22 protein-coding genes and 1 pseudogene are annotated in these 24,465 nt (G+C 63.4%); 12 read left to right on the plus strand and 11 right to left on the minus strand.

Translation table 11 applies throughout. The annotated features are described in order from the left end of the window. Positions 1-300: 300 nt before the first annotated feature. Positions 301-1,821, minus strand: coding sequence for an AhpA/YtjB family protein (locus tag G7020_RS18325; protein ID WP_181086575.1), 1,521 nt, complete (start codon positions 1,819-1,821; stop codon positions 301-303). Positions 1,822-2,123: 302 nt separating this feature from the next. On the opposite strand from G7020_RS18325, the gene serB reads away from it, so the two are divergent. Further along, a complete protein-coding gene (gene serB / locus G7020_RS18330) occupies positions 2,124-3,338 on the plus strand; it encodes a phosphoserine phosphatase SerB (RefSeq protein ID WP_181086576.1) in 1,215 nt (404 codons plus the stop codon). Positions 3,339-3,414: 76 nt separating this feature from the next. On the opposite strand, the gene G7020_RS18335 is transcribed toward serB, so the two are convergent. The 6 genes from G7020_RS18335 to G7020_RS18360 form a co-directional block, all read right to left on the minus strand. Then, entirely contained in the window at positions 3,415-4,488 is a 1,074-nt protein-coding gene (locus G7020_RS18335; protein WP_181086577.1) for an NAD(P)-dependent alcohol dehydrogenase, read from the minus strand. A gap of 96 nt (positions 4,489-4,584) precedes the next feature. After that, the gene (locus G7020_RS18340) at positions 4,585-6,651 is read right to left on the minus strand and encodes a GGDEF/EAL domain-containing response regulator (RefSeq protein ID WP_181086578.1); all 2,067 of its coding nucleotides are present in this window, start codon (positions 6,649-6,651) and stop codon (positions 4,585-4,587) included. 61 nt (positions 6,652-6,712) lie between these two features. Further along, a complete protein-coding gene (locus tag G7020_RS18345; RefSeq protein WP_181086579.1) occupies positions 6,713-8,518 on the minus strand; it encodes a molecular chaperone in 1,806 nt (601 codons plus the stop codon). A 521-nt stretch (positions 8,519-9,039) separates the two neighbouring features. Next, positions 9,040-9,939, minus strand: a complete 900-nt coding sequence (asd, locus tag G7020_RS18350; protein WP_181086580.1) for an archaetidylserine decarboxylase — start codon at positions 9,937-9,939, stop codon at positions 9,040-9,042. Positions 9,940-9,950: 11 nt separating this feature from the next. Continuing rightward, the gene (locus G7020_RS18355; RefSeq protein ID WP_181086581.1) at positions 9,951-10,766 is read right to left on the minus strand and encodes a rhodanese-like domain-containing protein; all 816 of its coding nucleotides are present in this window, start codon (positions 10,764-10,766) and stop codon (positions 9,951-9,953) included. A 45-nt stretch (positions 10,767-10,811) separates the two neighbouring features. Continuing rightward, on the minus strand, positions 10,812-12,317 hold the full coding sequence (locus G7020_RS18360) for an HDOD domain-containing protein (protein ID WP_181086582.1): 1,506 nt from the start codon (positions 12,315-12,317) through the stop codon (positions 10,812-10,814). A 171-nt stretch (positions 12,318-12,488) separates the two neighbouring features. Between G7020_RS18360 and motA the strand changes: the two genes are divergently transcribed. Beyond that, positions 12,489-13,340, plus strand: a complete 852-nt coding sequence (gene motA, locus G7020_RS18365; RefSeq protein WP_181086583.1) for a flagellar motor stator protein MotA — start codon at positions 12,489-12,491, stop codon at positions 13,338-13,340. A 6-nt stretch (positions 13,341-13,346) separates the two neighbouring features. Next, entirely contained in the window at positions 13,347-14,321 is a 975-nt protein-coding gene (gene motB / locus G7020_RS18370; protein ID WP_181086584.1) for a flagellar motor protein MotB, read from the plus strand. 205 nt (positions 14,322-14,526) lie between these two features. On the opposite strand, the gene rsgA is transcribed toward motB, so the two are convergent. Then, entirely contained in the window at positions 14,527-15,549 is a 1,023-nt protein-coding gene (gene rsgA / locus G7020_RS18375; RefSeq protein WP_181086585.1) for a small ribosomal subunit biogenesis GTPase RsgA, read from the minus strand. Positions 15,550-15,672: 123 nt separating this feature from the next. Between rsgA and G7020_RS18380 the strand changes: the two genes are divergently transcribed. After that, a complete protein-coding gene (locus G7020_RS18380; RefSeq protein WP_181086586.1) occupies positions 15,673-16,467 on the plus strand; it encodes a class I SAM-dependent methyltransferase in 795 nt (264 codons plus the stop codon). A gap of 39 nt (positions 16,468-16,506) precedes the next feature. Further along, a complete protein-coding gene (gene orn, locus G7020_RS18385) occupies positions 16,507-17,049 on the plus strand; it encodes an oligoribonuclease (RefSeq protein ID WP_181086587.1) in 543 nt (180 codons plus the stop codon). A 194-nt stretch (positions 17,050-17,243) separates the two neighbouring features. Here the strand turns inward: orn and G7020_RS18390 are convergent, their stop codons facing one another. Together G7020_RS18390 and G7020_RS24125 are read right to left on the minus strand one after the other, a co-directional pair. Further along, on the minus strand, positions 17,244-17,885 hold the full coding sequence (locus tag G7020_RS18390) for an oxidoreductase (protein ID WP_181086588.1): 642 nt from the start codon (positions 17,883-17,885) through the stop codon (positions 17,244-17,246). A gap of 136 nt (positions 17,886-18,021) precedes the next feature. Next, positions 18,022-18,147: pseudogene (locus G7020_RS24125) on the minus strand (MaoC family dehydratase); the annotation flags it as partial. A 185-nt stretch (positions 18,148-18,332) separates the two neighbouring features. On the opposite strand from G7020_RS24125, the gene G7020_RS18395 reads away from it, so the two are divergent. The 3 genes from G7020_RS18395 (at position 18,333) to G7020_RS18405 (ending at position 20,166) form a co-directional block, all read left to right on the plus strand. Then, positions 18,333-18,695: a CidA/LrgA family protein gene (locus G7020_RS18395; RefSeq protein WP_181086589.1), complete on the plus strand. Its 363-nt coding sequence runs from the start codon at positions 18,333-18,335 to the stop codon at positions 18,693-18,695. Next, positions 18,692-19,423, plus strand: coding sequence for an LrgB family protein (locus tag G7020_RS18400; protein WP_181086590.1), 732 nt, complete (start codon positions 18,692-18,694; stop codon positions 19,421-19,423). Before G7020_RS18395 ends, G7020_RS18400 begins: the two co-directional genes overlap by 4 nt. A 152-nt stretch (positions 19,424-19,575) precedes the next feature. Then, the gene (locus G7020_RS18405) at positions 19,576-20,166 is read left to right on the plus strand and encodes an LON peptidase substrate-binding domain-containing protein (protein ID WP_181086591.1); all 591 of its coding nucleotides are present in this window, start codon (positions 19,576-19,578) and stop codon (positions 20,164-20,166) included. 4 nt (positions 20,167-20,170) lie between these two features. Here G7020_RS18405 and G7020_RS18410 read toward each other — a convergent pair whose 3' ends face one another. Further along, positions 20,171-21,487 (minus strand): bifunctional DedA family/phosphatase PAP2 family protein, encoded by a 1,317-nt coding sequence (locus G7020_RS18410; RefSeq protein ID WP_181086592.1) that lies wholly within the window; start codon positions 21,485-21,487, stop codon positions 20,171-20,173. Positions 21,488-21,679: 192 nt separating this feature from the next. Between G7020_RS18410 and G7020_RS18415 the strand changes: the two genes are divergently transcribed. The 4 genes from G7020_RS18415 to rlmH are packed head-to-tail and all read left to right on the plus strand — an operon-like array spanning position 21,680 to position 24,453. Next, positions 21,680-22,945, plus strand: coding sequence for a glutamate-5-semialdehyde dehydrogenase (locus G7020_RS18415; RefSeq protein WP_181086593.1), 1,266 nt, complete (start codon positions 21,680-21,682; stop codon positions 22,943-22,945). Continuing rightward, a complete protein-coding gene (gene nadD / locus G7020_RS18420) occupies positions 22,945-23,604 on the plus strand; it encodes a nicotinate-nucleotide adenylyltransferase (protein ID WP_181086594.1) in 660 nt (219 codons plus the stop codon). Before G7020_RS18415 ends, nadD begins: the two co-directional genes overlap by 1 nt. Before the next feature lie 14 nt (positions 23,605-23,618). Then, complete coding sequence (gene rsfS, locus G7020_RS18425; protein WP_181086595.1) at positions 23,619-23,978, plus strand: ribosome silencing factor; 360 nt, start codon at positions 23,619-23,621, stop codon at positions 23,976-23,978. Between the two features lie 7 nt (positions 23,979-23,985). Then, complete coding sequence (gene rlmH, locus G7020_RS18430; protein ID WP_181086596.1) at positions 23,986-24,453, plus strand: 23S rRNA (pseudouridine(1915)-N(3))-methyltransferase RlmH; 468 nt, start codon at positions 23,986-23,988, stop codon at positions 24,451-24,453. Positions 24,454-24,465: the final 12 nt, after the last annotated feature.

Raw genomic sequence — 24,465 nt, forward strand, 5'->3', positions numbered from 1 at the left:
AGTGCAGCGTTATCTACGTCACAAGCTCGAAGCTTAAGGGCGGGTACTACTTGCACTCTCTCCCCCGATGATCAGCCGGGGACTATCACCTCCTGAAAGGCTGCAGTCGAGATACAAGGTCGGGTCACGCTTCACCGACCCGACGAGCGGACGTTCAGGCGCGTTAAAGGCCGGTGTCTGTTGCCGGATCGTGTCTTTGGATCGTCGGATTACGCCTTCGGCTAATTCGACCTACGACCGTGCAATCCGCTGTTCGCTTCGCGTTCGCGGGCGTGGCCCGCTCCTACAAGGGCGTCAGCCTTAATCCAGCCGGCGGGTGCGCAGCTCGTGCATGCGCGCCAGCTGCCGTTCGAGCAGTGACGGATAGGGTTCGAGGAGGCGCTCGACGCAGCAGGCGCCCTCCGGGCTGGCGATGGGGCGGACGCGGGCGCGTTGGCGGATCAGCGCATCGTCGCCGATTTCCCGTTCGATCAGCAGCAGGTTGCGGCTGTGCAGGGACATGGCCAGCGCGGCCTGCGCGGGCTCGCTGAGCAGCAGATCGCCCTGACCGAGATCGTACAGATCCTCGCCCTGGGTCAAGCCCAGTTGCAGGTGCAGGGTGATGCCGCTGTCGGCTACCTCGATCTGCAGGGCATGGCCGAGGGCGCGCATCAGCTCGCCGCAGCAGATGGCGTGGGTCAGGTAGTTCTGTTCGTCGTCCTGGCTGTGAAACAGCATCAGGCTGCTGCCATCGTTGAGCGTATGCAGTTCGGCCTGATAGAGCGTTGCAGCCTGCTGCAGGCAGTCGCGGTAGCGCTGCAGAAGTTCGGTCAGGCGGGTGCGCGACAGGCGGCGCAGCTGCTCCTGGGCGCCGAGTTGTATCGCCAGTACGGCGCTTTTCCCGGCCATGACAGGTTGTGGCGCGGGCGCGGGGCGTGGTGGCGGCTCATCGAAAGGCGGATCGTCATCGAACGGGTCGAAGTCGTCCGCGTCGTTGGCCAGCAGAGGAGCGCGATCCTCCACGGGCTCCAGTGCGTCATCGTCGTCCAGCCCGATATGCGTGCTGTCGCGGCTCGGAGCCGGCATCTTGAAATCCGCCGTGTAGACATCATGCAGGCTGTCGTCGAGTTCGATTTCCGGCTCGGGTGCTTCAGGTACCAGGCGTGCCTGCAGTTGCCGCGCCAGATCGCCGATCTCATCCTGCCGCCAGGCGCCAGGTGCCGGATCATCCGGATCACGCAGCCACAGGCGCAGCTGCATCAGCGGCGTTGACAGCTGCCGGCCCAGGCGCATGCTCAGCACCAGTGTGAGCACCAGCAGGATCAGGCTGAGCAGCCCCATGCTTTGCAGGCTGATGGTCATCGGCTGGCGGAATTGCCGGAGGTCCAGGCTGATGCGCAGATGGCCGGCAATCACTTCCTGGAAGCTGATGGGTGTGGAGTAGAGGCCTTCTTCGTCGCCGAGCAGGTTGCGCTGGGGGCGCGAGCCGGATTCGGCCAGCACCCGGTTGTCCACGCTGTAGATGGCGGCATGGGCTACCAGTGGATTCCTCACCAGGTTGCTCAGCAGCACATTGAGACTGAGGATGTCATTGGCCACCAGCAAGTCGGTGGCCGAGGTGGCGGTCTGCACGACCAGGCTCTGGCCGAGGGCGTCGGCCTGCTGTTCCATGGCGTGCTTGAACTGCATGCCCATGACCCAGGCGTGGATCAGCAATGCCAGCATGACCAGCAGCAGGGTATGGCTGACCACCCGCAGCACCAGCGGGATTCGACGCTGGCGCAGTGCGTGGTAGATCAGCAGGAAGAAGTTGTCAGGCTTGACGGATGCGGGCCGGTTCACAGAGCGCGGCTCTACTCATGAGGAAAGTGTCGCGCAGTATACGGAAAGCACACCGGGGGCTGAAGATCTCTGCTGCAAAGCTGACGAATTGCAACGCTCAAGTACTTCGATATAAGCGCTGGAGGCTGGAAAGCTGGACGAAAAGCACGGGTTTGTGTGCTACGCGGATTGCTTTTCGTTCAGCCCTCAGCTTTCCAGCGCTCTTTTCGGCTTTTAAGCGCCTGGCGCTGATATCCGTGCAGCCGCCAGCGGCGCGTCGGCTGTTGTAGAATGCCTGCCTTCTTTGCCATGGGAGCTGCGCCTTGCGCGAAATCGTCCTGATCAACATCACCGGGGAAGATCGTCCCGGCCTGACGGCTGCCATTACCGGAGTGCTCGCCCAGGGTGGTGTCAGCATTCTCGATATCGGCCAGGCGGTGATCCACGACACCCTGTCGTTCGGCATTCTGGTGGAAATCCCGGATAACGAGCGAGCGTCTTCCGTCCTCAAGGACGTGCTGTTCATGGGGTACAAGCATGACCAGCAGGTGCGTTTCACGCCGGTCGCCGAAGCCGATTATCAGCAGTGGGTGGCCGGCCAGGGCAAACCGCGCCACATCGTTACGCTGCTGACACGCAAGGTCACTGCCGAGCAGTTGCAGCGGGTCAGTTCGATCACCGCCAAATACGGCCTGAATATCGACCATATCGACCGGCTCTCCGGGCGCATGCCGCTGGACATGCCGGAAGAGCTGGGCAAGGGCTGCATCGAGTTTTCGGTACGTGGCGAGCCTGCCGATACGGCGGCGCTGCGCGAGGAGTTTCTCAGCGTCGCGCAGGAGCTGAACGTCGATATCGCCTTCCAGCGCGACTCGGTATTCCGTCGCAATCGCCGCCTGGCGGTGTTCGACATGGATTCGACGCTGATCGAGGCTGAAGTCATCGACGAACTGGCCAAGGCGGCAGGCGTGGGTGAACAGGTTTCGGAAATCACCGAGCGGGCGATGCGCGGCGAGCTGGATTTTCGGGCCAGCTTCAAGGAGCGCCTGGCGCTGCTCGAAGGCCTGGAGGAAGGCGTGCTGGCCGAGGTCGGCGCCAGCCTGCGGCTGACCGAAGGCGCCGAGCTGTTGTTCGCCGAGCTCAAACGGCTGGGTTACAAGACGGCGATCCTGTCGGGCGGCTTCAGTTATTTCGCGCGGCAACTGCAGCAGAAGCTTGGCATTGATTACGTCTATGCCAATGAGCTGGAAATCGTCGATGGCAAGCTGACCGGCGTGGCGCTGGAGCCCATCGTCGACGCCCAGCGCAAGGCCGACCTGTTGCGTGAGCTGGCACAGAAGGAAGGCTTGCGTCTGGAGCAGACCATCGCCGTCGGCGACGGCGCCAACGACCTGCCCATGCTCGGGCTGGCCGGGCTGGGCGTCGCCTTCCGCGCCAAGCCGCTGGTCAAACAGTCGGCCAAACAGGCCATCTCCACCCTGGGCCTGGACGGGATTCTCTACCTGCTGGGGTTCAGAGACAGGGAAGGGGTGGAATAAAAGCGTAGGAGCGGGCCATGCCCGCGAAAGAGCTTATTCGCGAGCATGGCTCGCTCCTACAGGCTTGCAACTGCCGTTACGGCTTTATCGCGATCTTCAGCACGCCGTCGCGCTGGTTGGCGAAGAGGTCGTAGGCATCGGTGATGGCGTCCAGTTTGTATTCGTGGGTGACCAACGGGGCGAGATCGACGCGACCGGAGGCGACCACGTTGAGCAGACGACGCATGCGCTCCTTGCCGCCGGGGCAGAGCGAGGTGATGATCTTGTGGTCGCCCAGGCCCGCATGAAGGGCGCCGAGCGGGAGGCTCAGGTCCTGTGAATAGACGCCCAGGCTGGACAGGGTGCCGCCGGGCTTGAGTACCCGCAGGGATTGCTCGAAGGTGAGCTGGGTGCCGAGGGCCTCGATGGCGGCGTCCACGCCGCGTCCGCCGGTGATCCTGAGGATTTCCTCGACCACGTCGACGTTCCTGAAGTTCAGCGTGATGTCGGCGCCCATCCGTTTGGCGATTTCCAGGCGCGAGTCGACGCCATCCACGACAATGATGCAGCTGGCGCCGCGCAGTTTGGCGCCGGCGGTGGCGCACAGGCCGATGGGTCCCTGGGCGAAAATGGCCACGATGTCGCCGATCCTGATATCAGCCTTTTCCGCGCCGCCGAAGCCGGTGGACATGATGTCCGGGCACATCAGCACCTGCTCGTCGGTGAGCGCATCCGGCACCGGGGCCAGGTTGGCCTGGGCATCGGGTACCAGCACGTACTCGGCCTGGGTGCCGTCGATGGTGTTGCCGAAGCGCCAGCCACCCATGGGTTTGTAGCCGTGGCAGCTGCAGCCGCCCGCTTGAGAGGAGACGCCGTCCTGACTGGCGTAGGAGGAGAAATCCGGGCAGATGGCGCCGGCAATCACGCGCTGGCCTTCCTCATAGCCCTGCACGTTGCTGCCCAGCTTCTCGATGATGCCCACCGGTTCATGGCCGATGGTCAGGCCCTTGGCGACCGGATACTCGCCCTTGAGGATATGCACATCGGTGCCACAGATGGTCGTGGTGGTGATGCGCACCAGGGCATCGTTGGGACCCGGCTCGGGAATGGGTTTGTCGGCAAGCTCGATGCGGCCCGCCTCGACGAATATGGCGGCTTTCATCATGGTCATGTCGGTTCTCCTGGCTGGTGAAGTTCACCCACTCTAGTGCAACAGGGTGAAGCCCGGATGACCGGGGTCAAGGCTTGGGGTTGCGCTGCTGGCCGGTCATTCCTCGTCCGAGGAAAAATCGTAATCCATCGACTGGCTGGGACCCTGCAGGTATTGACCCTGGATATAACCGACGCCAGCCTGCCAGAGCGTGGCCAGTACGGTCGCGCTGTCGACGAAGGGCACGATGGTTTGTCGGGCCTGCTCATGCAGGCTGGCCAGCAGTTGCTTGAGCGTTTCCTGGTTTTCCTGACGGCTCAGGTCCTGGGTGTAGGAACCATCGATCTTGATGAAGTCGGCATTCAGATGCTTGAGCGTATTGAGAGGGTTGAGTGTGCAGCCGAACTGATTGAGTGCGCTGTGGCAGCCCAGCCCGATCAGTCCCTGGGTCAATACCTTGGCCTGTTTCAGGTAGGCGACAGCGTCGCTTTCGGCGATCTGGAAGACCAGTGAATCCGGAGGAAGGCGCGATGCCTTGAGTGCCGCACCCAGCCACGGCAGCAATGAAGGGTCCTGCAGGCTGTCACTCGACAGGTTGAGGAATAGCCGCGTGCTGTGGCCCTTGTTGCGATGTTCGGCGAGCAGCTTGATGGAGTTGAGCAACACCCAGCGATCGATTCTGACGGCCAGTCCGGTTTCCTTCGCCGCGTCGAGGAAAATGCTGGGCGGTACTTCCTCGCCTTGCGGGTCGAGCAGGCGCAGCAGCACTTCATAATGTTCGTGGCTGTCCCCACGCAGGCTGATGATCGGCTGGAACAGCAGGCGGAAGCTGTTCTTGTCCAGGGCCTGTTGCAGCATGGCGAGGACATCGCCGCGGTTGGCGGCGGCTGCCAGTTCGACTGCCGGATCGTAGAGGCGCAGCGCATTGCCATTGCCCAGTTCTTCGGCACAGCGGTGAGCGCGGTCGATCACGCTGCGCGCCTTGGCGGTCTGTTCGTCGAGGGGGGCGACGCCGATGCTCAGGGTGGTTTGCACGGTGCGACCGGCGATCTCGAACAGGGCCCCTTCGACCTTGTGCAGCAGTTCGGTGAGCTGGGGCTCGCACTGCTGCGGTGTCACGCCATTGAGCAACGCGGCGAATACGTCGTCGCCGAAGCGGGCGAGCTGGACCGTTTCGGCAAAGTGGCCGCGCAGCAGCCGGGCGAGTTCGGCCAGCAGGCGGTCAGCGTCGCCGAGGCCGATGTCGGTCTGCAGGCCGGCGAAGCGATCGACGCGAATGTAGGCCAGGCTGGCGCCCTGTCCGCTATTGACCGCCTCCTGGACGGCGCTGTCGAGCAGCTCCAGGAAGTGGTTGCGGTTGTGCAGGCCGGTCAGGGGGTCCTGTGTGCTGATTTCGCGCAGTTTCGCCAGTTCGGCGTTGTCGCTTTCCGCGCGGATGACCACCTGGATGCAGGGTTCGCCGTCATAACTGGCAGGGGAAAAACTCATGCGTGCCTTGAAATCGCTGCCGTCGGCCCGCACGCCCTTGCATACCAGTTCGGAATTGTCCGGGATGCTCTGGTAGTTCTTCAGAAAACTCTTGAATTCGACCTGATCGCAGCTGGCGATCAGGTCGATCATCGGCATGCCTTCCAGCTCCTCGACATCTTCGTAGGCGAACAGCTCCAGATAGGCGCGGTTGGCGTAGATATGCATGCCGTCATGGACATAGGCGATGGCGTCCACCGAGCTTTCCAGCAACAGCTGGCAACGCTTTTCGGCTTCACGCAACGCCAGCTCGGCCGAGCGGCGGGCCCGGCGATCTTCGAGATTGGCCAGCTCCCGACTGGCTACCAGGATCAGCCATTCATCCTCGTGTTGCGGTAGCGCGGCCTGGGCGCCGAGCATGAGTGCTTCGGTAATCGCCTCGATGTCGTTGCCATCGATCAGCTGGATGACGGGGATGTCCTTGCCCTGCTTGCGAAGCGTGCCGGTGGCTTCGCTGGGTTCGAGGTTGGCGCTGGAGGGGGCGTTGATCAGCAGGTCCCAGGTCTGCTGGAGCGCTTCTGCCAGATCCTCGCCGGAGGTAAGTCGGTGTACCCGTGTTGCCTGGCCGGCATTGCGAAACAGACTGACCAGTCGCTCGGCTTCATTTTGCGAGTCTTCGAGGATCAGCAGGCGGACGGTTTTCTTTTGCGGGGACATGGCAGCTGCTTTGGAACGCACCATGGCGGGGCGTTGGGGCTAAAAAACAGTGAGCCGCAATCTACAGCGACTTCCAGAGTGAGTCAAAATCTTCACCCCCCGATATCCCCTGGGCTCCCCGCATTGTGACAGGGGTCTCCTGGGGTATGGCTGCAAGACCGACCAGTTGATACTCGTACTGATTGTAGCTGCTGGAACCGCTCTGGCGACGACGCAGCAGGGCGCGGTGTTCTTCGCCGTTCTGGTTGATCAGGACTTTCTGTCCTTCCTGGAATGGCAGACGCGGCACGATGAGTGTCGCTGCGCGGGAAATCACGCTGATTTCCGGCAGCAGCAGGGCGCGAAGGTATTCGCTCCCCTGATCGGTCTTGCGCAGCAAACGCAGGCCGCAGGGATGCGCATGGGGGGCGATCAGCTCAACGCCCATCTGCGTGCCGCTGCCGCGTACCTGGCGCACCCAGCGCACGACGGCGACGCTCCAGCTCTCGTCGGCGCCATTGCGCAGGCCGAGCAATTCGCCGGCCTGCAGCTGCGCCGGTGTTTCCCCCGACCATAACAGGCAGTAACCGCCGGGGCTGTGGTTGACCATCTGCACCTCATGGGTCGGGAAGGCGCTTTCGACCCTCGACTGCGAGGTATCTTCCGGTGTGGCGGTGGCGGGGCGGACGAATTCGATGCTGTCACTGGGCAGCAGGCCCGCCTCATTCACCGGCTGTGCATCGAAGGCCACCGCCCAGACGTCGGGGGCTGCGTTGTTCAGTTTGAAGGTCGCCGAGCGGGCGGCGTCGGGCCTTTGCAGCAGTTCGGTAAAGGGCCGCTGGCCGGCGAGATGGTAATGCAGGGCGCTCATGCCGATGCACAGCTGCAGGCTGCCCCGCGCGGGTGAGCGCTGAAAGCTGCGTTCGGACGCATTGCCCCAGGCCGAGCCAAGGTGCTGCAGCAGATCGGGGCTCAGCCCTGCGGGAATTTCCAGTTCGACCCCGGCGGTGCCTGGTATGCCCTGCAGGTGAGCCTGTATCGCGTCCACCAGCGCCTGCGGATCGATGCCCAGTTGATGTGGCAACTCCTCGGCTTTGAGCATCGAGCGATAACGCGGCGGGCCGTCGAGACGGGGTGATAGCACCAGCAGACTGGACGAATGCTGCGCGGGTTGCAGGCGAACCAGGACGCTCCAGGGTTCGAGCGCCTGCGCCAGTTGGGCGATGCTCTGCTGGCGCAGCTGGTTGCAGCGGGCGCTGCCAAGCATCAGGGCGACGATATAGCTGCGCTCGGCGCTCAGCCCCGCGGAGCGATAGGCGAGGTCGTCGCGCACCAGGGTGCTTTGTACGCCGTGCTCGACGGCGATGATGTAGAGCTGGTGCAGTTCCAGCCAGAGGCCTTCGGGAGGCGGGCTGTAGAGTTGAGTGGAACGCGCCAGTATGGCGCAGAGGCTGTGGATCGCCCGCTGCAGCACGATGGTGAGCAGTTGCAGGCGTTCGCGCCCGGCCTGGGGCGCCAGCCTCACGGTAATCATCTTGTAGCCGACTGCCAGGTGATTCTGCAGTGCCTGGCACAGGCTGGCGACCTTGCGCGGTTGTTCGCCAAGGACGATTGGCTGGTTGAGCAGGTAGCGCTCCAGCTGGCGACAAACGAAATGGATTTCCGGTCGCATCAGCTCCAGCAGTTGCAGGCGGTTCTGGGTCGAGGTGCGCAACTGGTTGAGTTCGCGCATGGCCTGGTACAGCAGCCGTGCGGTTTCACCGAGGTTGGCCTTGGGCAGGCCGGCCAGCCATGCCTTGAGATCGCGCACGCTGGGTTCGCAGAAGGACAACCCCTGGCAATCCGGCGTGGGTACGCGCAATAGCAGTGGCTGACTGGGATTTTCCAAGCGACGAACTCCGCAGATTGTCTTCAGCGCTCAGTCAGAAGTGCTGACTGAGCTTCACGCATTAGCCTTCTCTTTGGTATTAGATTGACATCATGGTTTGGCCATCATAGCGGACATGATGGCCTTTAACAGCCCGAGGCGATCACCGGTCAGGGCGATCGCGCCATGCGCTCAAAGAGCCGAAAAAAGCGCTGGAAAGCTGGAGGCTGAACGACAAGCGATCCAGCTTCGAGCGCACATGGCGTTTTTTCGTCCAGCCTCCAGCGCTTTTATCGAACGAAACGCCATAGTGCGATCGCCCTGGATCAGCGGTGTAGCCGCTCAGAACCTGTTTAAAGTCTCGCGAGCTAGAGCAATGCAAGGCAAAAACAGGCGAGAAACGTAGCGCAGCGAAGTAACAGCCGCAGGCTGGCCCGCAGGGTGAGCGCAGCGAATCACGCGGAGTTTACAGCTGTAAATGAGCAGTCCGAGCCTGTTTTTAACGCAGCAGTGCCGACGCGCAGCAGACTTTGAACAGGTTCTCAGGGCGCCTGATCGATTTCCACCGTAACAGCCGGCGCCACCGGTTTGCTCTGGCCCAGGCTTTCGCCCATGCAGACCGGGGTCAGGGCGGTCAGTTCTTCGGCCCAGCGCACCTGATCCGGCCCGAACAGCAGGATGACGGTCGAGCCGAGTTTGAAGCGGCCCATCTCGGCGCCTTTTTCCAGGTGAATGGGCGCGCGTGCCGCCTCATCGTAGCGGGTGGTTCTGAGGCTGCGCTTGGGCGGTGTGACCAGCCCGGCCCAGACGGTCTCGATGCTGGCGACGATCATTGCGCCAACCAGCACCATGGCCATCGGCCCGCGTTCGGTATCGAACAGGCAGACCACGCGCTCGTTGCGGGCGAACAGCTCCGGTACGCCCTCGGCGGTCACGGTGTTGACCGAGAAGATGCGTCCCGGCACGTAGACCATTTCCCGCAGGGTGCCGGCCAGCGGCATATGGACGCGGTGGTAATCCTTGGGCGACAGGTAGACGGTGGCGAAGTCACCGCCCATGAAGGGCGCGGCACGTTCGTGATCGCCGCCGAGCAGCTCCATCACGCTGTAGCTGTGGCCCTTGGCCTGGAAGATGCGGCCCTGGTCGATTCTGCCGAGCTGGCTGATGGCGCCGTCGCAGGGGTTGAGGATCGCACCGGGGGTCGGGTCCAGCGGGCGGGCGCCGTCTTTCAGGGCGCGGGTGAAGAAGGCGTTGAAGTGCTCGTAGGCCGTCGGTTCCTCGATCTGCGCTTCGCGCATGTCTACCTTGAAATGACGGATGAACCACTTGATGAAGGTGTTCTTCACCCAGGGCAGGCGGCATTCGGCGAGGCAGCCGGCCAGGCGCGAGATCAGGTGGTGCGGCAGCAGGTACTGACTGAGAACGAACAAGCGATCTTTCATGGATGACCTTTTCATTGCTGGATCGGCGTATCGGGCAGGTTGCCCCATTCGCCCCAGGAGCCGGCATAACCCTTGACGCGCGGATAGCCCAGGGCCTTGGCCAGCAGGTAGGTGAAGCCGGAGCGGTGATGCGTCTGGCAGTGGGTGATGATTTCCTTGTCAGGGCTGATGCCGAGTGCCTGCAGCTGTTCGGCAATGTCCTCGCGGATGCGCAGGGCGCGGGCTGGGTCCATGGCGGCGGTCCATTCGAAATTGATCGCGCCGGGAATGTGGCCGGCGCGGGCCGCCAGGGCCTTTTCGCCACGGTATTCCTGTGGCGAGCGGGCATCCCAGATGACCAGGTCATCGGCGCCGAGACGGCTTTCGATATAGTTGCGGGTTGCGCTGGGGGCGTCATCGAGCGCAAGGCTTGCGCGCGCGTCGATGGCCGCGGGCACGTCCTGGGACAGGTCACGCTGCTCGGCCAGCCAGGCGTGCAGGCCGCCGTTGAGGTAGTGGTAGCGATGATGACCGATGACATCCAGCAGCCAGATGAAGCGACCGGCCCAGCCGCCGCCCTCGTCGTCGTACACCACATAAACGGCGTCCGGGTGGTGGCCCAGTGCGCCGAACAGGGCTTCCAGGCGGGCTTTTTCCGGCAGCAGCCCCGGCGCTGGCGGCTGGCCGAGCTGGGTCGACTTGGGGTCGACGAAGCGGGCGCCGGGCAGGTGGCCTGCGGCATAGCGCGACGGACTGGTCAGGTCGACGAGGATCAGTTCGGGCGCCCCCAGGCGTTCGGCCAGTTCGACAGGTTCGATAACCAGGGGCAGTGAAGTGAAGACGGACACGGCAAGTCTCGATCGGGCTGGAAGGGCGAAGTCTAGCGAAAAAGCTCAGCGTCCGCGCTTGCTGAACGTCGCCAGGGCACGCTCGATGCATTGCACGGTTTTACCGAATGCCTGCAGGCTCGTTTCGCTGAATTCGCTGTTGCCCTGGTCGGCCACCACCAGCATGACGACGCGGTCGTCATGACCAATCGAGCGCAGCAGCAGGTGCGAGCTGTGGAACAGCGTCTTCAGCGCCCCCGGCAGCATGGCCGAAAACTGCGCCACGTTATCGGGCTTCAGGCGCAGCAGCGCCGGCTTCTCCAGCAGTCTGCGCAATACCTGGCTTTGTTCGGGCTCCAGAACCAGGCGAGTCGCCGATGGCGCAAGACCGCTGGCCTGCTGGGCGATCAGGCGCTGTTGCTTGCGGTCGACGAGCATCAGCAGTACTCGCTGCATCCCTGTACAGGTCAGGGCCTTGCAGGCGGTTGCGGTCAGTTGCAGGACATTGTCGTAAGGGCAACGCTCGCTCAGCAGTTCGCGGCAATGCTCGCGCCATGCCGCCAGGCTTTCGCCACTGGGTAAGCCTGGCGTTCTGGCCAGCTGGAAGCGGCTCCCGGCGGGCCATAGCAGCGCCTGGGCGGGATGCCAGAGGTCGGTGGGGCCTGTCTCTCTGGCGCTGGTGACGGCTTGCTGATGAACCATCTGTTGCAATTCATTCAGCGGCACCTGCAAGTAAAGTCCGGTAAGACGCTGCCAGCGCAGAGAGTGCGTGTCGCTCCAGCTATGATGCGCCGACAGGGCCAGGCCATTGGCGAGCAGAATGGTATTGCTCGGCAGTGTGAGCCAGCGGCGCAGTTGCGGATCGGCATCGAGCATTTGCTGTTGGTGCAGGGGGTGTTCATTGTCGCGGGCAATGTGCAGCGCCCTGATCAGCATGCGGCGGTTGCCATTGAGTATCCGGTAGCCCTGGGCGATCCACTCGGGCAGCCCCCAATGGCTGGCCAGGCTTGCACAGAGTTCCGGCAGCGACACGCCCAGTATGTCCTGTTCGACCCGTGCTACCGGCTCACGCCTGACCAGCACGCGCTGCTCCCAGATATCCAGAAGCTGCGGATAGGCGGCGACCAGTGTCCATGCCGGGGAGAGAAACAGCAGGCTGCTCCAGTGGATTTCTTGCCAGAGGCGCGCCAGGCGTGCGGCGAACAGGCCGTTGGCCTGTTGGCTGGCGTGGCGACTGATCAGGATGATTTGCCGCAGGGCAGGGCAGATATCCTGGGCATGAACCGGTGGAATGAGTGCGAACAGGGCTTCGGCACGTTTCAGGCCGATACGGCTGAGCGCCACCTCCAGGCTTTCCGCAGGGCTGGCGGCGTGACGATTGGCGTCACGAATGACCGTGAGCGCCATCACCGGGCTTTGCTGGATCAGCTCGGCAATCTGGCCCATGGACAGGCTGCTGTCGCGCAAGGCCTGCTGAACGCTGGCATGGACGTCGGCAAAAGCAGGCAGCACGATGGCATCCAGAGCCTTGATCCAGGCCGCAAGCGTGCGCGGAAATAAATTTGTGGTCATTTTGCTACCGAACTGGCTTTTCGTCGGGACGACCTTTAGTCTGGCGCAAAAGTTCCGATAACCCGAATAATTCTTTTCATGCTCCCGCCTGTGGCCCCAAGTTCGAGTGCGCGAAAGTGGCGCGGTCCGTATTCGGATGCCTCTGTGTCAAGGCTCTAGACGTATCTCTTTATGGTAAAAATTCTCGGCATCATCGTAGTCTTCGCCAGCGTATTCGGTGGTTTCGTGCTGTCTGGCGGCAAGATCGGCGCGCTCATTCATCCCTTTGAAGTGCTGATCATCGGCGGCGCGGCGCTTGGCGGTTTTCTCCAGGCCAATCCTGGCAGTACCAGCAAAATCGTTTTCAAGAAATCGCTGCAGATGTTCGGCTCCAGGTTCAGCCAGAAGTATTACCTGGAAGTGCTGAGCCTGCTTTACGAAATCCTCAACAAGAGCCGTCGCGAGGGCATGATGGCCATCGAGGCGGATCTCGAGGAGCCTGCTGCCAGCCCGATTTTCAGCAAGTATCCGGCCATTCTCAAGGACGCGAGAATGACCGAGTTCGTCTGCGATTACCTGCGCATCATGTCGTCCGGCAATATGGCTCCGCATGAGCTGGAAGGCCTGTTCGACATGGAGCTGGCCAGCCTCAAGGAAGAGCTGGAGCACCCATCCCACGCCGTGGCCCGAGTCGCTGACGGTCTGCCGGCGATGGGTATTGTCGCCGCCGTGCTGGGCATCGTGATCACCATGTCGATTCTCGCCGAGGCCGACAACGCCATGATCGGCTACAAGGTGGGTTCCGCTCTGGTCGGTACCTTCCTCGGGATTCTCGCCTCCTATGGCTTTTTCGGTCCGCTGGCGGCGGCGCTCGAGCACGATGCCAAGGAAGAATTGAATCTGTACGAGGGCATCAAGGCCACGCTGGTCGCTTCCGCTTCCGGTATGCCGCCCACCCTGGCGGTGGAGTTCGGGCGCAAGGTGCTGCTGCCTGCTCATCGACCGAGCTTCATGGAACTCGAACAAGCCATGCGCGGTAATTGACGCGCGATGGACAATAACCAGCCAATTATCGTCAAGCGGGTCAAGAAGACCGCCGCTGGCCACCATGGTGGCGCCTGGAAGATTGCCTTTGCCGACTTTGCGACCGCAATGATGGCGTTCTTTCTGGTGATGTGGCTGATGTCATCGGCCACGCCGGAGCAGAAACGCGCCATTTCCGGTTACTTCCAGGACCCCATCGGCTTCACCGAGAGCGCAAGTCCTTTCGTCATCGATCTGGGCGGTACGCCCACACCGGCACCGGACCGGACCCTCAACGACCAGCCGGACCCAGCCATCGAGCAGAAGCCCTCGTCGCTCGATGACGATCAACTGGAGGGGCTCTCCGAACAGATGGAGCGCGAACGCCTGAATATCGTGCTGCAGGAGTTGCAGAACAAGATCGAGGAAAATCCCGACCTGACCCGCTTCAAGGATCAGATCCTGTTCGAGATCACCCAGGACGGCTTGCGTATCCAGATCGTGGATGCGGCGAATCGACCGATGTTCGCCCTGGGCAGCGCCCAGCTGCAGCCGTACTTCGAAGACATTCTGCTGGCCATGGCCGATACCATCCGCGCGATTCCGAACAAGATCAGCATCAGCGGGCATACCGATGCCAAACCCTACGTCGGCAACCGTGACTTCGGTAACTGGGAACTGTCGGCCAGCCGCGCCAACGCCGCCCGGCGCACGCTGGTCGCTGGCAGCTATCCGGAGGAACAGATCGCCCGAGTGGTGGGTTATGCATCCTCGGCGTTATACGACCGCGAAGACCCGTTCAACCCGATCAATAGACGCATCGACATGCTGGTTCTGACCAAGAAGGCGCAGCGCAGCATCGAAGGAGAACAGTCCGAGCAGGGCACGCCTGCGGCGCAAGGTTCGAGCGAAGCCGCATCGCCCTCCGAACCGCTGCAGCCGACCCAGCTGCGTGAACGGCTGAATATCTTCGAGGAAGGGGTGCTGAACTTCGAGGAGTAGATCGGGGCACGCTTCACAGGTCCGGTGAGCAGGCTGTCAGGCGCTGGTCTTGCTCGTTGGAGTGCTTTTTTCGTTGGATTATGCTTCGGGTCGTCGGATTACGCCTTTGGCTAATCCGACCTACGAATGGCTGGGCTTCGTAGGTCGGGTCACGCTTCACCGACCCGACGAACGGATTGAAAAGCAGCTCAAGCCTCAAGCATGTTCATTCCGCCAGCCCGCTGAGAATGTACCGATAGCTGGCCATGCGCTGTGGCCGGATGCGGCCTTCGTCGAGGGCCTTGAGCAGGGCGCAGCCGGGTTCGCGGTCGTGCTTGCAGTCGCGGAAACGGCAATGTCCCAGCAGGTCCTGGAACTCGATGAAGCCCGCTTCCACATCGGCTCGGCTGACGTGGCCGAGGCCGAACTCGCGGATGCCGGGAGAGTCGATCAGCTCGCCGCCACCAGGGAAGTGGAACAGCCGTGCGGTGGTGGTGGTATGGGTGCCCTTGCCGGTCAGCTCCGACAGCGGCCCGACGCGGGTGTCGACGCCAGGCAGCAGGCTGTTCACCAGAGACGACTTGCCGACCCCGGATTGCCCGACGAACACGCTGACGTGGCCGTCGAGGCACGCCCTGAGCGCGTCCATGCCGGCGCCCTCATGGGCCGAGACCTCCAGTAGCGGATAACCCAGGGTGCGATACACCGAAAGCAGCGCTTCAAGTGCCGTTTCGTTCTGTGCATCGATCAGGTCCGCCTTGTTCAGCAGCAGCAGAGGCGTGATGCCGGCGTGTTCGGCGGCGATCAGATAGCGGTCGATGAGGTTGGCATGCGGCTCCGGCAACGGGGCGAAGACGATCACGATAAGGTCGACGTTGGCTGCTACCGGCTTGAGCTGGCCACGGGTGTCTGGGCGGCATAATTCGGAGTGGCGCGGCAGCTGCGCGACGATGACGCCAATGCCCTGATTGCCTGGGCGCCAGACGACCTGGTCGCCGGTCACCAGCGCCGGCAGATTGGCGCGCAGATGACAGCGGAAAACCTGCCCGCGCTGCTCACCATCCTGTGCCTCGACTTCGACCTGTACGCCGAAGTGAGCGATGACCAGGCCGGTCTGCTCCGGCCCCAGGTCGCCACCTTCCAATTCTTCGATCGCGCGCGACTCCCGACGTGCTGCCCGCGAGGCGCGCTCTTCCTGGATTTTCTCGATGCGCCAGTTTTGCCGGCGGTTGAGTTGGCGTTTGGCCATTTGCGTGGGTATCCAGGCTGGAAATCGAATGATTCTAGCATGCGGGAATTCAGCGCCGCGGGACTGTATGTGGCCCTCTGGGCCCGTTAGACTCGGCGGCCTCCCGTACCGGTGCGAATATCCATGCCTGCCTTTTCATTTGCGCGGTTTCCCGCGTTGCTGGCCTTGGTCAGCCAGCTTGCGGGGTTGCTGGTCACCTGGCTGCTGCTGTTGCTGCTTGCGCGACTGGCGGCATGGCCGGTCAGTCTGCTGGTGGCGGCCTGCGTACAGGGTGTGCTGGCCGCTTCGATTGGGCAGCTGTGCGGCCTGTCGCGCTGGTGGCTGCCGATCAACCTCTGCTTCGTGCCGGCTCTGGTGCTGCTGCAGGATCATTCGCTGCCGCCCTGGCTGCTGTTGTCCGGTTTCGTCGCATTGCTGCTGCTGAACTGGAATGCGCTGTTCGAGCGCGTCCCGCTTTACCTCACCGGCTCCGCCGCCGAGCAGCAGTTGAGCCGGCGGCTGGCTCTGCTGCCTCAGGGGTTTCGCTTCATTGACCTGGGCAGTGGTCTTGGCGGTACGCTGCTGCGGCTGGCCAAGGCTTATCCGCATGGGCATTTCGTCGGGGTCGAAACCGCCCCGCTGGCTTTTGTCCTGTGCCGCCTGCGCTGCCTGCTGCAGCCCAATTGTCGCGTGTATTTGCGCAGCTTCTGGCGTGAGCCGCTGGATCGATACGATGTGGTCTATTGCTTTCTTTCCCCGGCGCCGATGCCGGCCCTGTGGGACAAGGCCTGCGCCGAGATGCGAGTCGATGCGCTGCTGATCAGCAACAGCTTCGGGGTGCCGGGCGTCGAGGCCGAGGAGATGCTGCCGCTGGATGACTGGCGCCACTCGCGACTGTTGATCTGGCGCCCAGGCCGTCGCGCTCATGCGAGCGGCTGATGGGCTGTTAGACTGCACGCCACCTTCAAGGAGCCCACCATGCACAACCCGCAGAATCTGATCTGGATCGACCTGGAAATGACCGGTCTGGACCCGGACCATGACGTCATCATCGAGATGGCCACCATCGTCACCGACAGCCAGCTCAATGTACTGGCCGAGGGGCCGGTCATCGCCATTCATCAGAGCGATGAGATACTCGCCGGCATGGACGAATGGAATACCCGCCAGCATGGCGGCTCGGGGCTGACCCAGCGCGTGCGCGAGAGCCGGATCAGTACCGAGCAGGCAGAAGCGCAGACGCTGGCGTTTCTCGAGCAATGGGTGCCCAAGGGCAAATCACCGATCTGCGGCAACAGCATCTGCCAGGATCGGCGCTTCCTCTATCGGCGGATGCCGACGCTGGAGGCCTATTTCCATTACCGCAACCTCGACGTCTCGACCCTCAAGGAGCTGGCCGCCCGCTGGGCTCCCGAAGTGCTCGCGAGCTTCAAGAAGGGCGGCACGCACCTGGCGCTGGATGATATTCGTGAGTCAATCGCGGAATTGCGCCATTACCGCGAGCATTTCATCAAGGGTTAAAAGCCGATAGAAGCGCTTGAGGCTGGAAGGCTGGACGAGAAGCAGCTTGAAGCTGGAAGTAAAAGCAGAACGAGCTTGACGATACTTCGCTGCCGCCCCGCACGCTGTCCAGCGTCCAGCGTCCAGCGTCCAGCGTCCAGCGTCCAGCGTCCAGCGTCCAGCGTCCAGCGTCCAGCGTCCAGCGTCCAGCCGCTTTACCGCCCCAGCCTTCTCAATTCGTCCGACTCAATCACCCGTGTGCCCTTGTCGTCTTCCAGTGCGAGACGCCAGAGGGCGCGGGCCAGGGTGCAGGCCGAGATGCCCCGGTATTTTCCCGGTAGCAGATAGGAGAGCGGGGCGGTCAGGCGTTCCACCGGTCTCACCTCCATGCGCGGGCCGAGCAGTTGCGAGGGGCGGGCGATGGTCAGCTGGGGCCAGTTCTGGGCGCGCAGGGCGTTTTCCATCTCGCCCTTGACCCGGCAATAGAAGATCGAACTGTCCGCACTGGCGCCCAGGGAGCTGATGACCAGAAGATGCCGGACGCCCAGTTCGCGGGCGTGTCTGGCGAAATTCACCACCAGATCATGATCGACGGCACGGAAAGCTTCCTGGCTGCCGGCTTCCTTGAGCGTGCTGCCCAGGCAGCAGAAGGCGGTATCGAAGCTGCCGCTCAGCTGCGGCAGTAGCGCTTGCAGCGGCCCGACCGGGTTGTGCAGGCGTGGATGTTCGGCCAGCGGCTTGCGACTGGGCGCCAGGACGCTTTCGACGGTGGGTTCATTGAGCAGGCGATCGAGCAGGTGCTCGCCGGTAAGGCCGGTGGCGCCGGCAAGCAAAATGCGCTGGGGCGTCAGATACATGGTTTGGCTTCCTGTGGCGATCAGTCGGTGTGGGCCGCGTCGGTCGCTCCGTTGCTGGCCGGTTCCCGCTCCGATAGTGGTCCGGCCTGCTGCCATTGGGCAAGTCCCGAATGTATCGGTCGGCTCTCCTTCTGCCTCAGAGGATGCAGAGCGCCAGTGTCTCGGCAATATAGGCGAGCTTTTCCTCGCCTTGGATTTCCATCACGACACGGGCCTTGAGCAGCCACTGGCCGGGATTCCTCTCGTTGGCGTCGGGCAGCGTGCCTGCGGCATAGGTCCTCCGGGGTTGTCGTTCTGTTTGCCTGCCAGATCAGCACGCAGATGATGTCGAATCCAACCAGACATGCCTGCTGCGAATATCGGTGCATAGATCTGCGCGGCGTGATAGCTGAACGTCAGCATGGCGGGCTGCTTATACTTGCGTTTTCCTGTTTCGGAGGTTCTCCCATGCTGCTACGCGGGCTGACCTGGCTGGTGCTGTTCCAATTGCTCGGCACCGCACTCAATGTGCTCTTCATGCCGATGCTGCCGGGGCCGATCATCGGTTTGCTGCTGCTGTTCGTGGCGTTGCTGATCCGCGGTAGCGCGAGTGAATCGCTGCAGCTCGCGGCCAGCAGCCTGTTGCGTTATCTGCCGCTGTTGCTGGTGCCGCCAGCGGTTGGCGTGATGGCCTATACCCAGGCGATTCTCGATGATTTCTGGGCCATTGTCGGCGTGCTGGTGCTGTCGCTGGTGGTGTCTCTGGTGTTTACCGGCTGGCTGATGCAGCTGTTGATCCGCCGCCAGCAGCGCAAGAGGGCGCGCACATGATTGCCTTGCAGTGGCAGGCGGCCTGGCAGGCGGCCTGGGAGGCGGTGATTCATCATCCGCTGTTCGGTGTGGCCATCACCCTGGCGGCCTTCCAGCTGGCCTTCGCCGCCTATGAAAAGACCCGCTGGGTCTTTCTGCAGCCGGTGCTGGTGTCGATGCTGCTGGTGGTGGGCATTCTGCTGGTCTGTGGCATCGGTTATGAGGAGTACCGGTTCAGCGCGCAGATGCTTACCGTCCTGCTGGGGCCGGCCACGGTAGCCCTGGCGGTACCGCTGTACCTCAACCTGCGGCGGATTCGCGAATTGTTCGGTCCGATCATGCTGACGCTGCTGATAGCGGGCAGCGTGGCGACGGCGCTGGGCATGGCGCTGGCCTGGGCCTTCGGCGCCGAGCGGATGATCCTGATGACGCTGGCGCCCAAGTCCGTGACCTCGCCCATCGCCATGCTGGTGGCCGAGCAGATCGGCGGGGTGGTGGCGCTGGCTGCGGTGTTCGTGATGATCACCGGCATCATCGGAGCGATCTTCGGTCCGGAACTGTTGCGCCGCTTTGGTGTTCAGCATCCTGCGGCGCGTGGTATGGCGCTGGGTCTGACCGCGCATGCCGTGGGCACCGCCCAGGCGTTGCAGGAGGGTGACGAGTGCGGCGCGTTTGCGGCACTGGCGATGAGCCTTATGGGTGTGATGACGGCGGTGTTGCTGCCGTTGGCCGTGATTTTTTGGCTGTAACAGGCCGTTGAAAAACTACCTGCGTTGGCAATACTGCGTTAAAAACAGGCTCGGAATGCTCATTTAGACCACTAAACTCCGCTTCCTCGCCTGTTTTTGTCTTGTCTTGCCTGCCTCGCCTACGTTTTTCAATGGCCTGATAAGGAGATTTGATGAAGCTGCCGCTGTTCCCCCTCGATACCGTGCTGTTTCCCGGTTGCATGCTCGATTTGCAGATCTTCGAGGCGCGCTATCTGGATATGGTCAGTCGCTGCCTGAAGGCGGGGCACGGCTTTGGCGTGGTGCGTATCATCGAGGGCAGTGAGGTCGGCGCGGCGGCGAAGGCGTTTGCCCGGACCGGTTGCGAGGCGCTGATCCGCGACTGGCAGCAGCGCCCCAATGGCCTGCTGGGCATTCGCGTCGAGGGCGGTCGGCGTTTCGACGTGGGGACGAGCGAGGTTCAGCCTGATCAGCTTGCCCTGGCCGAGGTCGATTGGCGTAGCGAACCTGATGAATTGCCGCTGGCCGAGCAGCATGCCGAACTGGCCAGCCTGCGCGAAGCGCTCGGCCAGCATCCGATGGTCGAGGCCCTGGGCATGGGTGGGACGGCTGGGGGGCAGCGATCCCTGGCGTATCAGCTGGGCTATCTGCTGCCGTTCCAGCCGGAACAGAAACTCGAACTGCTGCGTCTGGATGATCCGCTGCGCCAGCTGGAGTGCATTCAGCTATGGCTGGAACAGTTGCAGGGTGAGGGCGCGCAGTGAGCGATCAATAGCGGTAGAGCAGCATGCCCTCCGGCAATGTCCACAGCGTGAGCGCCCCGATCAGGCCCAGCGTGGCCGGCAATATCAGCCACCAGATCCTGGGGGGCAGCGTGTCCAGCGGCGTGCGCCATTGCACGATGCTCAGGCTGGCCGCGCAGACCGTTGCCGCCAGCAGTGCGCCGGCAATCACGTCGGTTGGCCAGTGCACGCCGAGATAGACCCGTGACAGCGCGATGGCGGTGGCGGGCAGGGCTGCCAGCAGCACCCAGGTCAGACGCAGTCGAGGTGGCTGGTCGCGTCCGGCCAGAACGCCGAGAGTGAGAAAGAAGGCGAAGGCCGCCGAACTGTGTCCGCTGGGAAAGCTGAAGGTGTCGAGGGGTTCGAGCAGTATTTCCGGGCGTATTCGTGCAAATGCCGCCTTCAGTGCGCCGTTGGCCAGCGCCGTGCCCAGAAGGGTGAGGATGGCGAAAGCCGCCGCGCGCCACTGTCTGCCGAGAATCAGCAGCAGGCACAGCAGGACGGCAGCCCAGAGTTGGGTGTGGTAGTCGCCGGTACGCGTCACCAGCACCATGAAACGGTCGAAGATCGGGCTGCGCTCGCCCTGGATCACCGTCATCAGGCCTTCATCGAACTCCACCAGGTGTGGCCAGCCGAAGAGCAGGCCCAGCAGGATCAGCGCGCCGAAAAGCGCCGCCAGCGGGCTGACCCAGCGCAACTGGCGCAGGCTGTAATGCGTCACGCCGCCGACCAGCAGCAACAGGGCTGCGAGGATGATGCCCGCTTCGCCCCAGAAGCCCTCCGGCAGTGGCAGGCGCACGGCGGCGCCGGCGGTCCAGCCTGGGAGCAGATAGGCCATCGACCAGCCCGCCGCTGCCGCCAGGCTGACCAGCAGGAAACGTCCGAACGGCATGTCGAGCATGCCTGCGGTGAGCGGCAGCATGGGCCGCAGCGGACCGATGAAACGCCCCACGAGCAGGCTGGCGACGCCGTAGCGAGCGACATACAACTCGGCACGGACGAGCCACTCGGGATGGTTGCGCAGGCCGCGCAGGCTGCGGATGCTCTGGTGATAGCGGCGCCCCAGCGCGTAGGACAGCAGATCGCCGAGCAGTCCGCCGACGAAGCCCAGCAACAGCGTTTCGCCGAGCGTCAGGATGCCGCTGCCGGCGAGCGCGGCCAGGGCGAACAGCAGCACGGTGCCGGGTAACAGCAGGCCGACCACCGCCAGGCATTCCAGGCAGGCCGCCAGAAACAGGATCAGGCCCAGCCACTGTGGGTAATCGGCCAGCCAGCGGGCGAGAGGGGCGAGCCATTCGGGCATGGGGCTTTTCCTTGGGTCGGGAGGGTTTCGACCCGCTCGGAAGTGGACTGGTTTCAGGCGCGTGATGATAGCGCCAGCGCCTGTCGAGGCACGAGACCGCAACGTGCGGTACCGTTCGAGCGCTTCGCTGTGCGCAGGCGGCGCGGGAGGGCTATAATCTGCCGCTTTCCCTTCATTCAGGCCAGCCAGACAATGACCGAGTCCGTACTCGATTACATGACCCGCCTTGGTCGCGCCGCGCGCGAGGCGTCACGCGTGCTCGCGCGCGCCTCCACCGCGCAGAAGAACAGGGCGTTGCATGCCGCGGCGGCTGCACTGGATGCGGCACGCGACGAACTGATCAGCGCCAACCGGCAGGATCTCGACGCCGGGCGCGCCAATGGCCTCGACGAGGCCATGCTCGATCGCCTGGCGCTGACTCCGGCGCGTATCGACGACATGATCGAAGGCCTGCGCCAGGTCGCGACCCTGCCGGACCCCATCGGCGAGATCCGCGACATGCGTTACCTGCCCTCGGGCATCCAGGTCGGTCGGATGCGCGTGCCGCTGGGTGTGGTCGGGATCATCTACGAGTCTCGGCCCAACGTGACCATCGACGCGGCCAGCCTGTGCCTCAAGTCGGGCAACGCCACCATCCTGCGCGGCGGCTCCGAGGCGATTCACTCGAACCAGGCGATTGCCCGCTGCATCCAGCTGGGCCTGGCCGAGGCCCAGCTGCCAGCAGCCGCGGTACAGGTGGTGGAAACCACCGACCGTGCCGCTGTCGGTGCACTGATCAGCATGCCCGAGTTTGTCGATGTCATCGTCCCGCGCGGCGGCAAGGGCCTGATCGAGCGCATCAGTCGTGACGCCAAGGTGCCGGTGATCAAGCATCTGGACGGCATCTGCCATGTCTTCATCGATGTGGCGGCGGACCTGGACAAGGCCATCCGCGTCGCCGACAACGCCAAGACCCAGCGCTACGCGCCGTGCAACGCCATGGAAACCCTGCTGGTACATGACGCAGTTGCCGCGCGCGTGCTGCCGCCGCTGGCTGCCATCTACCGCGACAAAGGCGTTGAATTGCGCGGTTGCCCGCGCACCCGCGAACTGCTTGGCGACGCCGTGCTGGTCGCCAGCGAAGAGGACTGGAGCACCGAGTACAACGCGCCGATCCTGTCGATCCGCGTGGTCGACTCATTGGATGAAGCCATCGAGCACATCAACCGCTACGGCTCGCAACATACCGATGCCATCGTCACCGAGAATTTCAGCGATGCGCGGCGCTTCATCACCGAGGTCGATTCGGCGTCAGTGATGATCAATGCCTCGACGCGCTTCGCCGATGGCTTCGAGTATGGCCTGGGCGCCGAGATCGGCATCTCCACCGACAAGCTGCATGCGCGCGGCCCGGTTGGTCTGGAAGGCCTGACCAGCGAGAAGTACCTGGTCTTCGGCGACGGTCACGTGCGTACTTGATGGATTCGACTCGCACACCACGGCGCATCGGCCTGCTCGGCGGTACCTTCGACCCCGTGCATATCGGCCATTTGCGCGGGGCGCTGGAGGTGGCCGAATACCTTGGGCTGGACGAGGTTCGACTGTTGCCCAACTTCCGTCCGCCGCACCGCGAAACGCCCAGTTGCTCGGCGCAGGATCGCTTGGCCATGGTGCGCCTGGCGGTGGACGGCCTGCCGTTGCTGGTGGTCGATGCGCGCGAGCTGGAGCGCGACAAACCGTCCTACACCATCGATACGCTGGAGTCCCTGCGTGCCGAACTGGCCGAAGACGACCAGCTGTTTCTGATCGTCGGCTGGGACGCCTTTTGCGGTTTGCCTGGCTGGCACCGCTGGAACGAGTTGCTCGAATACTGCCATATCCTCGTCATGCAGCGTCCGGACGCCGACAGCGAAGCGCCAGAAGCCCTGCGCGATCTGCAGGCGGCGCGCAGCGTCAACGATCCGCTGGCGCTGACCGGCAGCGGTGGGCAGATCGCCTTTGTCTGGCAGGCGCCTCTCGGGGTGTCGGCCACGCGAATCCGTCAATTTCTGGCCAGTGGCCGCTCGGTGCGTTTTCTGGTGCCCGACGCCGTCCTGGCTTATATCAATGCGCACGGACTTTACCGGGCGTCGAACTGAGGTTGTTTCAAGTTATGCAGAATGAATCTTTGGTCCAGCTGGTCGTGAGCGCCCTGGAAGACCTGAAAGGCAGCGACATCACCACCATCGATGTGCGCGGCAAGACCAGCGTCACCGATTTCATGGTGATCGCCAGCGGTACCTCCAGCCGTCACGTGAAGTCGCTGGCGGACAACGTACTCGAGAAGGTTAAGGAGCAGGGCGTGCGCCCGCTCGGCAGCGAGGGGCTGGACGGCGGCGAGTGGGCGCTGCTCGACCTGGGCGACGTGGTGGTGCACGTGATGCAGGTGCCGACGCGCCAGTTCTATGACCTCGAACGTCTCTGGCAGGGCGCCGAGCAGAGCCGCGCACAGCACGCGGGCGAACAGGAATAGTCCAGCCGTGCGGATCAAGCTGATCGCGGTAGGCTCGAAGATGCCGCGCTGGGTCGAGGATGGCTGGCACGAATATGCCCGGCGTCTGCCGTCCGAACTGCCGCTGGAACTGCATGAAATATCCCTCAACACACGCGGCAAGAATGCCGACGTGGCACGGTTGATTCGCCAGGAAGGCGAGGCCATGCTGGCCAGGGTTCAGCCGGGCGAACGCATCGTCACCCTCGAAGTGACGGGGCGGCCCTGGAGTACCGAGCAGCTGGCGGCTGAGCTGGAGCGCTGGCGGCTCGATGCACGCAACGTCAACCTGATGGTGGGCGGCCCGGAAGGGCTGGCGCCTGAAGTCTGCGCGCGTAGCGAGCAGCGTTGGTCGCTGTCGCCGCTGACCCTGCCGCATCCGCTGGTGCGTATTCTCATCGGCGAGCAGATCTACCGTGCCTGGACATTGCTGTCAGGGCACCCTTATCACAAGTGAAGTCAGTAATAG

The sequence above is a fragment of the Stutzerimonas stutzeri genome (assembly GCF_013522825.1).
GTDB lineage: Bacteria > Pseudomonadota > Gammaproteobacteria > Pseudomonadales > Pseudomonadaceae > Stutzerimonas > Stutzerimonas stutzeri_AK.

Coding starts and splice junctions, on each gene's coding strand:
- G7020_RS18335 (WP_181086577.1), bottom strand. CDS start 4,488: ATGACCATGATGAAAGCCGCCATATTCGTCGAGGCGGGCCGCATCGAG.
- G7020_RS18340 (WP_181086578.1), bottom strand. CDS start 6,651: ATGTCCCCGCAAAAGAAAACCGTCCGCCTGCTGATCCTCGAAGACTCG.
- asd (WP_181086580.1), bottom strand. CDS start 9,939: ATGAAAGATCGCTTGTTCGTTCTCAGTCAGTACCTGCTGCCGCACCAC.
- G7020_RS18360 (WP_181086582.1), bottom strand. CDS start 12,317: ATGACCACAAATTTATTTCCGCGCACGCTTGCGGCCTGGATCAAGGCT.
- motA (WP_181086583.1), top strand. CDS start 12,489: ATGGTAAAAATTCTCGGCATCATCGTAGTCTTCGCCAGCGTATTCGGT.
- motB (WP_181086584.1), top strand. CDS start 13,347: ATGGACAATAACCAGCCAATTATCGTCAAGCGGGTCAAGAAGACCGCC.
- rsgA (WP_181086585.1), bottom strand. CDS start 15,549: ATGGCCAAACGCCAACTCAACCGCCGGCAAAACTGGCGCATCGAGAAA.
- G7020_RS18380 (WP_181086586.1), top strand. CDS start 15,673: ATGCCTGCCTTTTCATTTGCGCGGTTTCCCGCGTTGCTGGCCTTGGTC.
- orn (WP_181086587.1), top strand. CDS start 16,507: ATGCACAACCCGCAGAATCTGATCTGGATCGACCTGGAAATGACCGGT.
- G7020_RS18390 (WP_181086588.1), bottom strand. CDS start 17,885: ATGTATCTGACGCCCCAGCGCATTTTGCTTGCCGGCGCCACCGGCCTT.
- G7020_RS18395 (WP_181086589.1), top strand. CDS start 18,333: ATGCTGCTACGCGGGCTGACCTGGCTGGTGCTGTTCCAATTGCTCGGC.
- G7020_RS18400 (WP_181086590.1), top strand. CDS start 18,692: ATGATTGCCTTGCAGTGGCAGGCGGCCTGGCAGGCGGCCTGGGAGGCG.
- G7020_RS18405 (WP_181086591.1), top strand. CDS start 19,576: ATGAAGCTGCCGCTGTTCCCCCTCGATACCGTGCTGTTTCCCGGTTGC.
- G7020_RS18410 (WP_181086592.1), bottom strand. CDS start 21,487: ATGCCCGAATGGCTCGCCCCTCTCGCCCGCTGGCTGGCCGATTACCCA.
- G7020_RS18415 (WP_181086593.1), top strand. CDS start 21,680: ATGACCGAGTCCGTACTCGATTACATGACCCGCCTTGGTCGCGCCGCG.
- nadD (WP_181086594.1), top strand. CDS start 22,945: ATGGATTCGACTCGCACACCACGGCGCATCGGCCTGCTCGGCGGTACC.
- rsfS (WP_181086595.1), top strand. CDS start 23,619: ATGCAGAATGAATCTTTGGTCCAGCTGGTCGTGAGCGCCCTGGAAGAC.